Genomic DNA, 12,963 nt, shown 5'->3' on the forward strand with positions numbered 1-12,963 from the left:
GCACGCAGCCGATGTACGTTCTCGATACCAACGTCATTTCCGAATTGTGCCGGGGTAAGCCCAACCAGTCGGCCGAGATCCGGGCGTGGGCAGCGTGCGTGCCGGTGAGTCAGCTTTTTCTCACGGCAATCAACGTCCTCGAACTGGAGCGAGGCGTCTTGACGCTGGAACGCAGGACACCGCCGCAAGGCAGCGTGCTACACACCTTGCCAGCTAGCCGGTGTGCGGGAAAATTTCGCCGGCCGCGTCCTGCCATTCACCGACAACACCGCAATGTTGTGCGCGACTATGCACGTACCCAATCCGCGCTCGGAGCGTGATGCGATGATCGCGGCGACGGCGCTCGAACACGGCATGACCGTGGTGACGCGCAACGTGGCCGACTTCGCCAGCACTGGCGTGCAATTGATCAATCCGTTCATACCGAATTAATTGGGGTCAGATTCCAATTAGTCGTCCCTAAAAAACCCCCGCAGCCGCCTGGATTTACTCCCGACACCCCTTTTTCTAACGGTGGCACAAAGCTCGAAGTTATAGTAGGATTTAATCCTGTCAAATCGGAGCCCAGCATGCGTACAACCCAGCAATTCAGCATCACCCTGCCCAATGAGATGGCCAATGTTGTCAAGACCAAGGTGGCTGGAGGTGAGTACGCAACCGAGAGCGAAGTGATCCGGGACGGGCTGCGCGCCTTGATGGCACGCGACCGTGCTGTGGAGAGTTGGTTACTTCAAGAAGTGGGGCCAGCCTATGACGCACTGAAGGCGAATCCGGTGCGAGCCGTCTCCATTGATCAGGTGCGCTCGCGCCTTGCGGCACAGCATGAGAAGGCCACTGTCACTGTAAAAGCGTGAAGCATTACTCTGTCGTATTCTCGCCTGAGGCGCTGGAGCAACTTGAATCGCTCTATCGATACATCGCGGACGCAGCCTCACCCGAGATCGCCTACCGCTACACCAACGCCATCGTCACCTATTGCGAGGGCTTGCATAGCTTCCCGCACCGGGGTACTCGTCGCGATGATGTTCGCCCTGGACTGCGCGTCACAAATTACAAGAAGCGCGCCGTGATCGCTTTCGAGGTCGACACAGATCGAGTCTCGATTATCGGCGTGTTCTATGGAGGGCAAAATTACCATACCTTGTTGCAGCTGGACGAGGATGTGTGAGTAGGTGTCCAAATTCGCCAGTTGGCTGCTGTCTCCTCGCCCTGTTAACTCGGAAATATGACGCCGCGATTTTCCAGATGGGTTCGGGCCTTCTTTGCCTGTGTGTTGGCAGTACTGGTGTTGGCGCTGATGCCGTCGCCACTTCCCGTAATCACCACCGGCTGGGACAAATCAAACCACTTGCTGGCCTTTGGCGTGTTGGCGTGGTTGGGCTGCAAGGCTTTCCCACAGCATTTGGCATTCACACTGCTGAGCCTGTTAGCCTACGGCGCGCTAATAGAAATTTAGCAGTCTTTTACCCCGACTCGCTCTGCGGAGTGGCTTGATCTGTTGGCGAATGCTGTGGGGATTTTGGCAGGGTGGATGGTGGTGAGGTTGTGGGGATGGATTGCGGATCGGCGTCCGCAATGACAGCCTTAGGTCGCAATGACAGCTTGGACGTCCGCAAAGAGAACCGTAGCTTTGCGTCCCTTTATTTTTGGTGAATTAATTGGGGTCAGATTCCAATTAGGTGATCGACCCTACCCAGTTGTCATCCCGGACCCGATCCGGGATCCATGGATTGCGGGTCAGAGCCCGCAATGACAGGCTGGGTTATGCACTGACAGCCGTGGCTTTGCGCCACCTTGACGCCGGCGAGGAAAAGGGTTGCGTGCCCTTTCCGCTATAAACCCATGTGAATTCCCCCATGTATTATTCGTACTTGCAAATTCATACTTAATAATTCATACTGTGCTTTTAACTTACAAAGGCATGTCATGAAGCCGATGGATGTAACTCTGGCAGAACGTGGCCAGATTGTGATTCCCAAAGAAGCGCGTGAAGCGATGGGCCTCAAACCCGGTGCCAAGCTGCAAATTCGCATGGCAGATGGGCGACTGCTGATCGAAAAAAAGGTGGCGCTTGACCTGAGCCGCTGGGTTGGCAAGGCCATTGATGATGGTTTGACCACCAACGAAGCCTTGTCAGAACTGCGTGGCCGCCCCGTGCCTTGGCAGGGCGGGGATGCTAAGCCATGAAGACCGCTGTTGATTCGAGTGTGTTGTTTGACATTGTCAAAGGCGCCCCCGGTGCTGTTGCGGCTCAAATTGCGCTAGAGGCTGCACTGACCCATGGCAGCCTGTGCGTCTGCGCAGTGGTGGTGGCGGAGCTGGGACGTTACTTTTCCAACGAGCAAGACTTGCGTGAGTTTTTGGTTGCGTGCCAAATTGACCACGACCCGCTGTCAATGGAAGCGGCGCTGGAAGCTGCACGCATCATGCGCGGCTATGCCCGCAACAAGGGGCCACGTGAGCGTGTGGCCCCTGACTTTTTGATCGGCGCCCACGCCACTCAACAAGCTGATGCGCTACTGACCAGCGATGCTGGTTTTTTTCGCAACTACTTTGCATCGTTAAACGTCGTCACACCGGTCTAACTTTCAGAATTAATTGGGGTCAGATCCCAATCAATTCCCAGGACAATCCCCCATCATGATTTTTGTCACTGGCGGCGCCGGCTATATCGGCTCCCACACGATTGTCGAGTTGCTTAACGCGGGGCACGAGGTCACGGTGTTCGACAACTTTTGCAACAGCCTGCCCGAAGCCCTGGCGCGTGTGGAACGCATCACCGGCAAGAAGCCAGCCCTGGTGCAGGGCGACGTTCGCGACCGGACGGCGTTGGTGGCAGCCTTGCGCCGCAGCGGCGCCAGTGCCGTGATCCATTTCGCCGGACTCAAGGCGGTGGGGGAGTCGGTACAAGACCCGCTCGCTTACTATGACAACAATGTGGTGGGCACCTTGCGCTTGCTTGAGGCCATGCGTGAGTGCGGCGTGAAAACCCTGGTGTTCAGCTCATCGGCCACGGTCTATGGCAACCCGCAGCGCCTGCCGCTGACTGAGGATCATCCTCTGTCTGCCACCAACCCGTATGGGCAAACCAAGCTGGTGATTGAAGAGATGCTGCGTGATCTGTTCCGCAGCGATCCAAGCTGGCACGTGAGCATCTTGCGCTACTTCAACCCGGTGGGGGCGCATGCCAGCGGCCTGATTGGCGAAGACCCGCGCGGCACGCCCAACAACCTGCTGCCATTTGTGGCACAGGTGGCCGTGGGGCGGCGCACGTTCCTGAACGTGTGGGGCGACGACTACCCCACCCCTGACGGCACCGGTGTGCGCGACTACATTCATGTGGTGGACCTGGCGCTGGGGCACCTCAAGGCGCTGCAGCGCCTTGAGCAGCACGCCGAGTGCCTGGCGATCAACCTGGGCACCGGGGTGGGTTACAGCGTGCTGGAAATGGTGCGGGCGTTCGAGCAAGCCAGTGGCAAGCCGGTACCCTACAAGGTAGCGCCGCGCCGTGCCGGTGATATTGCTTCCTGCTATGCCGATCCGGCACAAGCCTTGGCACTGCTGGGTTGGCGCGCCCAGCGCGGGCTGGACGCCATGTGTGCCGACGCTTGGCGCTGGCAAAGTAGCAATCCGGACGGGTACAAGTCAACACCCGGGCAATCCAGGTGTTGACTTTGGTGTCCAAATTTGTCATCTGGCTGCTGTCCCCTTTGGGAACGGCTTTCTGTCTGACTGGCTTGGCTCTCTTGCTGGCATGGCGCAGGCGTTTGCGCAGTAGGTCGCTTGGTGCTCCTCCAGGGCTCAGTTGTCATCCCAGCCCCAGTTGTCATCCCGGGCGCGACCCGGGATCCATGGATTGCGGATCGGAGTCCGCAATGACAGCCCCTGGGGCACCGCGGCAGCACTTGGCGGCGCCGACCGCTCTGGGGATGCCGGCAGCCTTGGGGGCGTTGGCCTTGGTCTGGTTGTGGGTCTGGTCGATGCCGGTGACGAGCCTGTGGCTGCGCGGCACCATTGAGGACCAATTTCCGCAACGGCCCATCGCGGCGGTACCGCAGTCGTCGGCGCTGGTGGTCCTGGGCGGCGCGGTGTCACCGCCATCGGGTAAATCCTCAGACATCAATTTGCAGTCGGCGGCGGACCGGGTTTGGTACTCGGCGCGCCTGTTTCATGCCGGCAAGGCGCCGCTGCTGATACTCAGTGGCGGCAGCGACCCGGAGCGCGATGCCTATTCGGAAGCGCGCGCCATGGCCATTTTTTTGCAGGACTTGGGCGTGCCACCTGATGCCATGGTGCTGGAAGAGACGAGCCGCAACACCCGCGAAAACGCCGCCCTCAGCGCCACGCTGCTCAAGGCACGCGGCATTCACCACATCCTGTTGGTAACCTCCGCCCTGCACATGCCGCGCGCCCTGGCCCTGTTTACCGCACAAGACCTGCAAGCAGTCCCGGCCCCCACCGATTTTGAAGCCGACCGCTTGCCACCCCCCGGCCTACTGGCCTGGCTACCGGATGCACTGGCCCTGGATGGCAGCGGCAGGGCGATGAAGGAACTTGTAGGCAAGTGGGTGGGATGGTAGGAAATTGGGTCCCATCGCGACCCTGGCAACGGCCAAGAAACGCACCCCTCACTACCTGATGAAAGAAGCTATTCTCGAATATGTGAAGAAGGAAGAGGCGCGGCAAAACTTCATCGCAGCTGCCCAAGCCTCCTTTGAGCATTACAAACAAACTGGCCAGCACATCACACTGGACGAATTCAATACTTGGGTAGATAAAGTCCAGCAAAACCCTGCAGCACCTGTGCCCCTATGCCACACGTAAGACTCTCGGCGCGGGCGCAATCCGACCTGTCCGGCCTTCACACATTTCTCGTCAACAAAGCAATTGGGGCCACCCGGCCTGACGCTCAATGCTGTACAGCGTGGGCATTTGCCAACCCGCATCTGCCATGCCGGGCCCCGTTGTCATCCCGGGCCTGACCCGGGATCCATGGATTGCGGATCGGTGTCCGCAATGACAGCCGGGAACTCTGTGGTAATGACAGCCCAGTGGCACTGACAGCCTTGAGGCAATAATGCCTTGACGATCAGGCGGCGCGTCAATCCGGAGCAGGCTGATCATGAAACCCGTGGACACAGGTTCTCAGCACGCGCCGGATCGCTTCAACATCCTCTTCCGCGGCCGCTTGCTGTAGCTGCTGGAGGTGGCTCAGCAGTTCGGGCCATGCCATGAAATCTTCATGGGCTTTCATGATGCGGGGATGTTCAGTGGGCGTCGGGTTGTTGCCAATCAATAGTTCTTCATAGAGTTTTTCGCCGGGGCGCAGTCCGATGAAGGTAAATTCGATGTCGCCATCGGGTTGCCCGGCGTCACGCACCTGGAGCCCGGACAAGGCCACCAGGCGACGCGCCAGGTCGATGATCTTGACCGGCTCACCCATCTCCAGCACAAACACTTCGCCCCCCGCAGCCATGGCGGCAGCTTGCAACACCAGTTGCACGGCCTCCGGGATAGTCATGAAATAGCGGGTGACCTCCGGGTGGGTGACGGTCAACGGCCCGCCGCGCGCCAGTTGCGCCCGAAACATGGGCACCACGCTACCGCTAGAGCCCAGGACGTTGCCAAACCGAACCATGCTGAAGCAGGTTCCGGGCGCCTCGGTCTGGCTCGCCAGGGCCTGCAATACCAGTTCGGCCATGCGCTTGCTGGCCCCCATCAGGTTGGTGGGTCGTACCGCCTTGTCGGAGGACACCAACACAAAGCGGGCGACCCTGGCGGCCTGCGCCGCCTGCGCCATGTTCAAGGTGCCGAACACGTTGTTCAAAATGCCTTCCGACGGGTTGCATTCCACCATCGGCACATGCTTGTAGGCGGCTGCGTGGTACACGGTGTCGGGCTGGTAGGTGGTGCAAATCCAGTCCAGCCGGCGCCGATTGCCCACGCTGGCCAGCAAGGGCACCAGCTCCACGTCCGATTCATGCGCTGCGCACCAGGCCTCCAACTCGCGGTGCAAGGTGTACAGACCAAACTCACTGTGGTCCAGCAACAAGAGGCGCCGCGGCAACTCCGGCAAGATCTGGCGGCATAACTCGCTGCCGATACTGCCGCCGGCCCCGGTCACCAAAATAGTCTGATTGAAAAGACTGCTAGCCAGCAGGTCGGCCTGTGGCGCGACCGCTTCGCGCGCCAGCAAATCCTCAACGTCAAGCTCGCGAAAATCCTGTAGCGTGACGCGACCGCTGGCCAGATCGGCCAAACCGGGCAAGGTTCTGGTGTGAACATGCAGCGACCGCAGACTCTGGATGATCTTGTTGCGCCGCTCCCGGGTGGCGCTCGGTATCGCCAACAAGATGTCGGTGATGCCGAGTTTCTTCACGACAGCAGGAACCTCTGCTGCCGCGAAAACCGGCACACCATTGATGGTCTGCCCGATCTTGGCCGGATCTTCGTCGACGAACCCAAGCAGTTTCAGACGCCCGGTGACAGCCATCGCCGACGACGTCTGCACGCCCGCCGCACCGGCACCAAATATCAACATGCGGCCTTGATTGGGCTGCTTTCCCAGGCTGATGCCGGTCAACCAATACTGCGCCGAGACCCGGCTGGCACTCACCAGAAGAAAGAAAATGATGGGCTGCAAGACACCCGAAGTGAGCGGAAAAACCGGCCGCATGGGCCACAGCAAGACGGCAATAAGCGCCAGCGCATACAGCGCAACCGCCTTCCCGGTGGTCAGCAAGGTGTCCAGACCGGTGTAGCGAAAGATGGCGCGGTAGAGACCGAGCCGGGCAAAAATCGGGATGGCCAGAACGGGGCCTAGCAGGTAGACGCCCCATTGCCATCCAGTTGGCCAATGCAGTGTTTCAAACCGCAGGGAATAAGCCACCCAGGTCGCGACCAGGGACAGGATCACGTCAACGACGATGACCAGCGAGCGCTTGACGGAGCGTGGCCAATCCAGCACTTGCTTGAACATGGGCGTCACACGTCTTGTTCGGGGGCTGCGGTGTGCTTGATAAACAGCTTTGCCGCCAGGATGCCCAACTCATAAAGCAGGACCATTGGAATCAGCAAGGCAACCATGGAGACCGGGTCGGGCGGCGTGACCAGACCGGCCACCGCCGCCGCGCCAACCACAAAGTAAGTCCGGAACGACTTCAACTGCGCAATCGTCACGATGCCCATGCGGGCCAGAATAACGACCGCAATGGGCACCTCGAACGCGACCCCGAACGCGATGAACATGGTGATGACAAAGTCGAGGTAGGCTTCGATGTCGGGGCTGACGGCGACCGACATCGGTGCCATTTTCTGGATCGCCGGAAAAGCCTGTCCGAAGACAAAAAAGTAGCAAAACGCGGCACCGGTGTAAAACAGGATGGTGCTGGCCGCCACCAGGGGCAAAACCAGCTTTTTTTCGTGCTTGTACAAGCCCGGTGCGACAAAGGCCCAGATCTGGTAAAGAATCCAGGGCAGGGACAGCGCCATCGCCGCCAGCACCGAAACCTTGATCGGCACCAGAAACGGCGACACCACCCCCACCGCGATCATGCGCGAACCCTCCGGCAAGGCCTTGACCAGCGGCATCGCCAGCAAGTCATAGAGCTTGGAAGGGCCGGGGTAAAACAGCAACACCGCCAACACACCGGCGATACCGTAGATCGAACGCAAAAGCCGATCCCGCAGCTCGATGAGGTGCTGTACGAAAGGCTGCTCGGTACCTGCCAGTTCGTCTTCTTTTTGGGTGGGGTCGGTCATCAGCTCAGTCTGGTGGGTCGAAACCGGGCCACCCGGGCCGCCCCGGACAAGGCGTTGGTGCGCACGCCGCTACGGGCCTTGTACCAGCGTGGCGTGGCGCCCTGTTTGACGCGCCACTTCTTCCTGGGGTGTTTGTACTGCGGAAAACTGGGGGCTACGTCGCTAGCGGGCGTGCTGGACACCATCCCGGTGGTCTCGGCCCAGCTTTTCTCGAAATCGGCGGCGCTGGTCTGAATCGAATTCTCAACATCGCGCGCGGCGTTTTCAACCGTGTCTTTCATCTTTTTGAGTTCATCGAGCTCCATGGAGCGATTGACCTCATTCTTCACATCGGCCACGTAGCGCCGCGCGCGCCCCAGCAAAGTCCCCAGGGTCTTGGCCAGACCCGGCAACTTTTCAGGACCCACGACAAGCAGCGCGATGGCGCCCACGATGGCGAGCTTGGTGACCCCGATATCAATCACTTACAGGAATCTCTTCGACTCTTCGGCCTGCAGCATCAGGCCTTGGTCTTGGCTTCAACATCAATGGTTTCTTTGGCCGTGCTGGCCGTGGCGCTGACCTGCTGGACCGGTGCAGCGGCAGGCGCGTCAGCCGGTTTGTCGGCCCCGTCTTTCATGCCGTCCTTGAAACCCTTGACTGCGCCGCCCAGGTCAGACCCGATGTTGCGAAGCTTCTTGGTGCCAAAAATCACCACGATGATGACCAGAAAAATAATCAGATGTGTTGTCGAAAGTCCCATGGGATTCTCCTAACGAGTTGCGCCGATTTTAGTCGGCAAATCAGCCCCTAAGCCAGGGACGCGGCCCGCCCATCACGTGAATATGGAGATGTTGCACTTCCTGTCGCCCCTCTGCCCCGGTATTGCTCAGAATGCGAAAACCCCCTTGCGGGTAGGGGTTGCACCCTTGCTGCAGGGCCAACTCGGGCGCCAGCACCATCATGCGCCCCAGCAATCCGGCGTGCTCGACCGTGACCTGGGCCATGGACGGAATGTGGCGCTTCGGAATCATCAGAAAATGCACCGGCGCCCACGGGTGAATATCATGGAAAACAAAAATTTCCTCGTCCTGATAAACCAGCTTGGACGGGATTTTGCCCGCCACAATCTTGCAAAACAGACAATCCGGGTCGTTCTGAACAGTCGCTTCGGTCATGCGGCAAACTCCATGGCAAGTCCTTTGTTCATGCGCACCATGCCAGTCACGATGCGGTAAAGAAACCAGATGGAGATTGCACACCAGGCGATCCATCCGGGAACAATAAAGAGAAACCATAACGGGACCGTAGCCGCGTACAGCAACGCCGCGATGACAACGGTGCGGATGCGCCAGCGAAAATGCGAAGCGTGCCAAGTGCCCTCGGCATCGGGGCGTTTGATCATGTCGATGATCAAAGCCGCAAGCAACAGCAGCGGGCCAAACTGCCCGCCCGGAATCAGGGCACCAACCGCCACAATCAAATGCAGGATGTAGCTGATGGTGCCGACCGTGTTGAGGGACTGGAGTCTTTGCAGGGTGACTCGGTCCAGGTCGGGATCATTGCCCGGGTTGGAAAAATCTTGCGTCACGAGGCTTTTCCTTCACGCGCCAGCGCCTTGCGCAAGGCCTTTTCTTCAATCCCGCTGGTGCCGACGCGGCGCTCCAGTTCCGCCACCACATCGGCCGGGCTTAACCCGTAATGGGCCAGCGCAACCATGCAGTGAAACCACAGGTCCGCCACTTCAGACACGATTTTTGTCTTGTCGCCGCCAAAGTCGGCATCCTTGGCAGCCATCACCACCTCGGTGGCTTCTTCGCCGATTTTTTTCAGGAACGCATCCGGCCCCTTGTGCAACAGGCGCGCCACGTAACTGGCATCCGGATCGCCACCGTTTTGCGACAAGCGACTCTCAATCACACGCGCCAAGGCGGCCAGTGAATCGGGGGCAGAAACATGAACAGACATAGGCGTTTATTTGTAGATAGTTTGCGGGTCTTTCAAGACCGGTTCGGTGATTTTCCAGGTACCGTTCTGATACACGCTGAAAAAGCAGCTGTGGCGTCCGGTGTGGCAGGCAATGCCCGGTGTGTGCCCCATTTGAGTGACTTTGAGCAAGATCACATCGCTATCGCAGTCCAGACGGATTTCATGCACGGTCTGTACATGGCCCGATTCTTCGCCCTTGAACCACAGCCTGCCACGCGAACGGCTGAAATATACCGCACGGCCGGTTTCCGCCGTTTTTTGCAAGGCTTCGCGGTTCATCCAGGCCAACATCAGGACATCGTTGCTGCCCTGCTCCTGTGCGATCACGGGGATCAGGCCCTGTGCGTCCCATTTGATAGCGTCAAGCCACTTCATAAATCCTTGGTCGGTTGAGGACAGCGTTGTTTCGCTGCGCGAAACTTCGGTCGGTCCGGCAAATTGCTTACATTCTGACCGGAATGCCACGCTGGGCCATTCTGGCTTTGGCCTGAGCGATGGTGAATTCGCCGTAATGAAAGATGCTGGCCGCCAGCACTGCATCGGCACCACCGAGCTGGATGCCGTCGGCCAGATGGTCCAGTGTACCGACGCCGCCGGAAGCGATCACGGGCACGCTGACAGCGTCGCTGACGGCCCGTGTCAGCGCCAGATCAAAACCCGCCTTGGTGCCATCGCGGTCCATGCTGGTGAGCAAAATCTCACCGGCGCCGCGCTGCGCCATCTCGGTGGCCCAAGCGACCGCGTCGCGGCCGGTGTTGTGGCGCCCGCCGTGGCTGTATACGTCCCAGCCTGGGCCTATTGGCAGCCCCTGGGCATCGAGGCGCAGGGCATCGGCTTCGGTACGCCGTTTGGCGTCGATCGCCAGCACAATGCACTGGGCACCGTATTTGGCCGACGCATCCGCAATCACCTGCGGGTTGGCCAGTGCCGCGGAGTTGAAGCTGGTCTTGTCGGCGCCGGCATTGAGCAGGCGGCGCACATCGTCCACCGTGCGCACGCCGCCACCGACGGTGAGCGGTATGAACACCTGGGAGGCCACTGCCTCAATGATGTGCAGGATCAGATCGCGCGCGTCGCTGGTGGCGGTGATGTCGAGAAAAGTAAGCTCATCGGCACCCTGCTCGTTGTAGCGCGCGGCAATCTCCACCGGATCGCCAGCGTCGCGCAGCTCGACAAAGTTGACCCCCTTGACGACACGCCCACCGGTAACATCCAGGCACGGAATGATGCGTTTAGCGAGCACTATTGATGCTTCCGACATTCACGACACATTGCACAGGAACGGATGCGGCTTTGTCATTGCGGGCCTGACCCGCAATCCATGGATGCCGGATCAAGTCCGGCATGACAGCGTGTCCCGTTGTGCACGTCATGATTTATGAAAATCTCAATGAATTCAGCCGTTAAGCTCGTCGGCCCGCCGTTGCGCGGCGGCGAAGTCGAGATCACCGGAATAGATGGCACGGCCACAGATGACGCCTTCGATCCCTTCGTCTTCGACATCGCACAAGGCTTCGATGTCGGCGATGTTGGACAGGCCGCCGGACGCAATCACCGGGATGCTCAAGGCCTGGGCCAGCTTGACCGTGGCTTCGACATTGATGCCGCTGAGCATGCCATCACGCCCGATGTCGGTATAGATGATGGATTCGACACCAAAATCCTCGAACTTTTTGCCCAGATCGACCACGTCGTGGCGCGTCAGCTTGCTCCAGCCGTCGGTGGCCACTTTGCCGTCACGCGCGTCCAGGCCGACAATGATGTGACCGCCAAAAGCGGTACAGGCATCCTGCAAAAAACCGGGGTTCCTGATGGCCGCCGTGCCTATGATGACGTAGCGCAAACCGGCATCCAGGTAACGCTCGATGACGTCCAGATCACGGATGCCGCCGCCGAGTTGCACGTCCACCGCGCTGCCGACTTCCTTGAGAATCCTGCGAATCGCTTTCTCGTTTTTCGGATGACCCGCAAACGCACCATTCAGGTCCACCAGGTGCAGGCGGCGCGCACCTTTGGCTACCCAGTTGCTGGCCATCAGGACCGGATCTTCGCCAAAGGTGGTGGATTGGTCCATGTCGCCTTGCTTGAGGCGGACACAGTTACCGTCTTTGAGGTCAATTGCAGGAATTAAAAGCATGATGCTTCAGAGTTGATGAGGAAGAGTTGCGGCGAGAAGCTCAGGGCGAGCGAAGACTTCATGGATTCCAGTGAAGGAAATTCCGGTACAGAGACAGACCGTGATCGGCACTTTTTTCGGGATGGAATTGGGTGGCGAAAATATTATCACGCGCAATTGCCGAGCAGAAGCGATGACCGTAGTCAGTCTCGCCCACGCTGTGGCGCGCATCCGACGGTTGTGCGTAAAAACTGTGCACAAAATAGAAATAGCTGCCATCGGGCACCTCGCCCCATACCGGATGCGGCGCTCCGCCGTGGTTGTTGCGATAGACCTGGTTCCAGCCCATTTGCGGCACTTTATAGCGGCTGCCATCCGGTTGCAACCGACCAATCAAGTCGAACTTCAGCACTTCACCGTGGATCAAGCCCAAGCCTGGGGTGTTGCCCTCGGCACTATGGTCCAACAGCATTTGCATGCCGACGCAGACCCCGAACAGGGGCTTGCTGGCGGCCGCTTCGAGCACCGATGCCTGCAAACCCGATTCACGCAATTCGCGCATGCAGTCGGGCATGGCCCCCTGCCCCGGCAGCACTAGGCGCTCACAAGCCCGTACCTGCTCCGGGTCGGCGGTAATCAGCACCTGGTAGCCACTGCCTGCGGCAGCGGCTTGCACCGCCTGCGACACCGAGCGCAAATTGCCCATGCCGTAGTCAACCACGGCAACGGTCTTCTTGCTGACGCTATTCACTGCTGAATTCATAGCTGCTTGCAATATCGACTGGACTAGAGCGTGCCCTTGGTCGATGGAATGGTCCCGGCGGCGCGGGGATCCTGCGCCAGGGCCGCCCGCAAGGCACGGGCAAAGGCCTTGAACACGGTCTCGGCCTGGTGGTGGGCGTTCTCGCCGCGCAAGTTGTCGATGTGCAGCGTGACAAAAGCGTGGTTCACAAAGCCCTGAAAAAACTCATGCGCAAGCTGACTGTCAAAAGTGCCTATCATGCCGCTCTTGAAGGGCACGTTCATGATCAGACCGGGGCGTCCAGACAAGTCAATGACAACGCGCGAGAGCGCTTCGTCCAGCGGCACGTAGGCGTGACCATAGCGACAAATGCCTT

General features: G+C 59.4%; 20 protein-coding genes and 1 pseudogene. 9 read left to right on the forward strand and 12 right to left on the reverse strand.

What is annotated here, in order from left to right:
• The first annotated feature begins 11 nt into the window (after positions 1-11).
• The 9 genes from PHS32_RS14200 (at position 12) to PHS32_RS14235 (ending at position 4,824) form a co-directional block, all read left to right on the forward strand.
• The gene (locus PHS32_RS14200) at positions 12-320 is read left to right on the forward strand and encodes a PIN domain-containing protein (protein WP_366143487.1); all 309 of its coding nucleotides are present in this window, start codon (positions 12-14) and stop codon (positions 318-320) included.
• Positions 289-432, forward strand: a complete 144-nt coding sequence (locus PHS32_RS24255; RefSeq protein ID WP_366143488.1) for a PIN domain-containing protein — start codon at positions 289-291, stop codon at positions 430-432. Before PHS32_RS14200 ends, PHS32_RS24255 begins: the two co-directional genes overlap by 32 nt.
• A gap of 137 nt (positions 433-569) precedes the next feature.
• Positions 570-854: a type II toxin-antitoxin system ParD family antitoxin gene (locus tag PHS32_RS14205; RefSeq protein ID WP_301079666.1), complete on the forward strand. Its 285-nt coding sequence runs from the start codon at positions 570-572 to the stop codon at positions 852-854.
• The gene (locus PHS32_RS14210) at positions 851-1,168 is read left to right on the forward strand and encodes a type II toxin-antitoxin system RelE/ParE family toxin (RefSeq protein ID WP_301079667.1); all 318 of its coding nucleotides are present in this window, start codon (positions 851-853) and stop codon (positions 1,166-1,168) included. Before PHS32_RS14205 ends, PHS32_RS14210 begins: the two co-directional genes overlap by 4 nt.
• 758 nt (positions 1,169-1,926) lie before the next feature.
• On the forward strand, positions 1,927-2,187 hold the full coding sequence (locus PHS32_RS14215) for an AbrB/MazE/SpoVT family DNA-binding domain-containing protein (RefSeq protein ID WP_301079668.1): 261 nt from the start codon (positions 1,927-1,929) through the stop codon (positions 2,185-2,187).
• Positions 2,184-2,585: a type II toxin-antitoxin system VapC family toxin gene (locus tag PHS32_RS14220; RefSeq protein WP_301079669.1), complete on the forward strand. Its 402-nt coding sequence runs from the start codon at positions 2,184-2,186 to the stop codon at positions 2,583-2,585. The genes PHS32_RS14215 and PHS32_RS14220 overlap by 4 nt, the downstream gene beginning before the upstream one ends.
• Before the next feature lie 52 nt (positions 2,586-2,637).
• Complete coding sequence (gene galE, locus PHS32_RS14225; protein WP_301079684.1) at positions 2,638-3,672, forward strand: UDP-glucose 4-epimerase GalE; 1,035 nt, start codon at positions 2,638-2,640, stop codon at positions 3,670-3,672.
• Between the two features lie 203 nt (positions 3,673-3,875).
• Entirely contained in the window at positions 3,876-4,580 is a 705-nt protein-coding gene (locus PHS32_RS14230; protein ID WP_301079670.1) for a YdcF family protein, read from the forward strand.
• A 4-nt stretch (positions 4,581-4,584) separates the two neighbouring features.
• Positions 4,585-4,824, forward strand: coding sequence for a CopG family transcriptional regulator (locus PHS32_RS14235; protein WP_301079671.1), 240 nt, complete (start codon positions 4,585-4,587; stop codon positions 4,822-4,824).
• A gap of 277 nt (positions 4,825-5,101) precedes the next feature.
• Here the strand turns inward: PHS32_RS14235 and PHS32_RS14240 are convergent, their stop codons facing one another.
• The 12 genes and pseudogenes from PHS32_RS14240 to PHS32_RS14295 all read right to left on the reverse strand — a co-directional run.
• Positions 5,102-6,979, reverse strand: a complete 1,878-nt coding sequence (locus PHS32_RS14240) for a nucleoside-diphosphate sugar epimerase/dehydratase (protein ID WP_301079672.1) — start codon at positions 6,977-6,979, stop codon at positions 5,102-5,104.
• Positions 6,980-6,984: 5 nt separating this feature from the next.
• Complete coding sequence (gene tatC, locus PHS32_RS14245) at positions 6,985-7,761, reverse strand: twin-arginine translocase subunit TatC (RefSeq protein ID WP_301079674.1); 777 nt, start codon at positions 7,759-7,761, stop codon at positions 6,985-6,987.
• The gene (gene tatB / locus PHS32_RS14250; protein WP_301079675.1) at positions 7,761-8,225 is read right to left on the reverse strand and encodes a Sec-independent protein translocase protein TatB; all 465 of its coding nucleotides are present in this window, start codon (positions 8,223-8,225) and stop codon (positions 7,761-7,763) included. The genes tatC and tatB overlap by 1 nt, the downstream gene beginning before the upstream one ends.
• A gap of 35 nt (positions 8,226-8,260) precedes the next feature.
• Positions 8,261-8,503: a Sec-independent protein translocase subunit TatA gene (gene tatA, locus PHS32_RS14255; RefSeq protein ID WP_301079676.1), complete on the reverse strand. Its 243-nt coding sequence runs from the start codon at positions 8,501-8,503 to the stop codon at positions 8,261-8,263.
• Between the two features lie 40 nt (positions 8,504-8,543).
• Positions 8,544-8,918: a histidine triad nucleotide-binding protein gene (locus PHS32_RS14260; protein WP_301079677.1), complete on the reverse strand. Its 375-nt coding sequence runs from the start codon at positions 8,916-8,918 to the stop codon at positions 8,544-8,546.
• On the reverse strand, positions 8,915-9,331 hold the full coding sequence (locus tag PHS32_RS14265) for a hypothetical protein (RefSeq protein ID WP_301079678.1): 417 nt from the start codon (positions 9,329-9,331) through the stop codon (positions 8,915-8,917). The genes PHS32_RS14260 and PHS32_RS14265 overlap by 4 nt, the downstream gene beginning before the upstream one ends.
• Entirely contained in the window at positions 9,328-9,708 is a 381-nt protein-coding gene (locus PHS32_RS14270; RefSeq protein ID WP_301079679.1) for a phosphoribosyl-ATP diphosphatase, read from the reverse strand. Before PHS32_RS14270 ends, PHS32_RS14265 begins: the two co-directional genes overlap by 4 nt.
• A 6-nt stretch (positions 9,709-9,714) precedes the next feature.
• The gene (gene hisI, locus PHS32_RS14275; RefSeq protein WP_301079685.1) at positions 9,715-10,104 is read right to left on the reverse strand and encodes a phosphoribosyl-AMP cyclohydrolase; all 390 of its coding nucleotides are present in this window, start codon (positions 10,102-10,104) and stop codon (positions 9,715-9,717) included.
• A 67-nt stretch (positions 10,105-10,171) separates the two neighbouring features.
• Positions 10,172-10,972 (reverse strand): imidazole glycerol phosphate synthase subunit HisF, encoded by an 801-nt coding sequence (hisF, locus tag PHS32_RS14280; protein ID WP_301079686.1) that lies wholly within the window; start codon positions 10,970-10,972, stop codon positions 10,172-10,174.
• A 153-nt stretch (positions 10,973-11,125) separates the two neighbouring features.
• Complete coding sequence (hisA, locus tag PHS32_RS14285; protein WP_301079680.1) at positions 11,126-11,866, reverse strand: 1-(5-phosphoribosyl)-5-[(5-phosphoribosylamino)methylideneamino]imidazole-4-carboxamide isomerase; 741 nt, start codon at positions 11,864-11,866, stop codon at positions 11,126-11,128.
• Positions 11,867-11,924: 58 nt separating this feature from the next.
• The gene (gene hisH / locus PHS32_RS14290) at positions 11,925-12,608 is read right to left on the reverse strand and encodes an imidazole glycerol phosphate synthase subunit HisH (RefSeq protein WP_301079681.1); all 684 of its coding nucleotides are present in this window, start codon (positions 12,606-12,608) and stop codon (positions 11,925-11,927) included.
• A gap of 23 nt (positions 12,609-12,631) precedes the next feature.
• Positions 12,632-12,963 (reverse strand): annotated as a pseudogene (locus tag PHS32_RS14295) (imidazoleglycerol-phosphate dehydratase); the annotation flags it as partial.

The sequence above is a fragment of the Rhodoferax sp. genome, assembly GCF_028714215.1.
Classification (GTDB): domain Bacteria; phylum Pseudomonadota; class Gammaproteobacteria; order Burkholderiales; family Burkholderiaceae_C; genus Rhodoferax.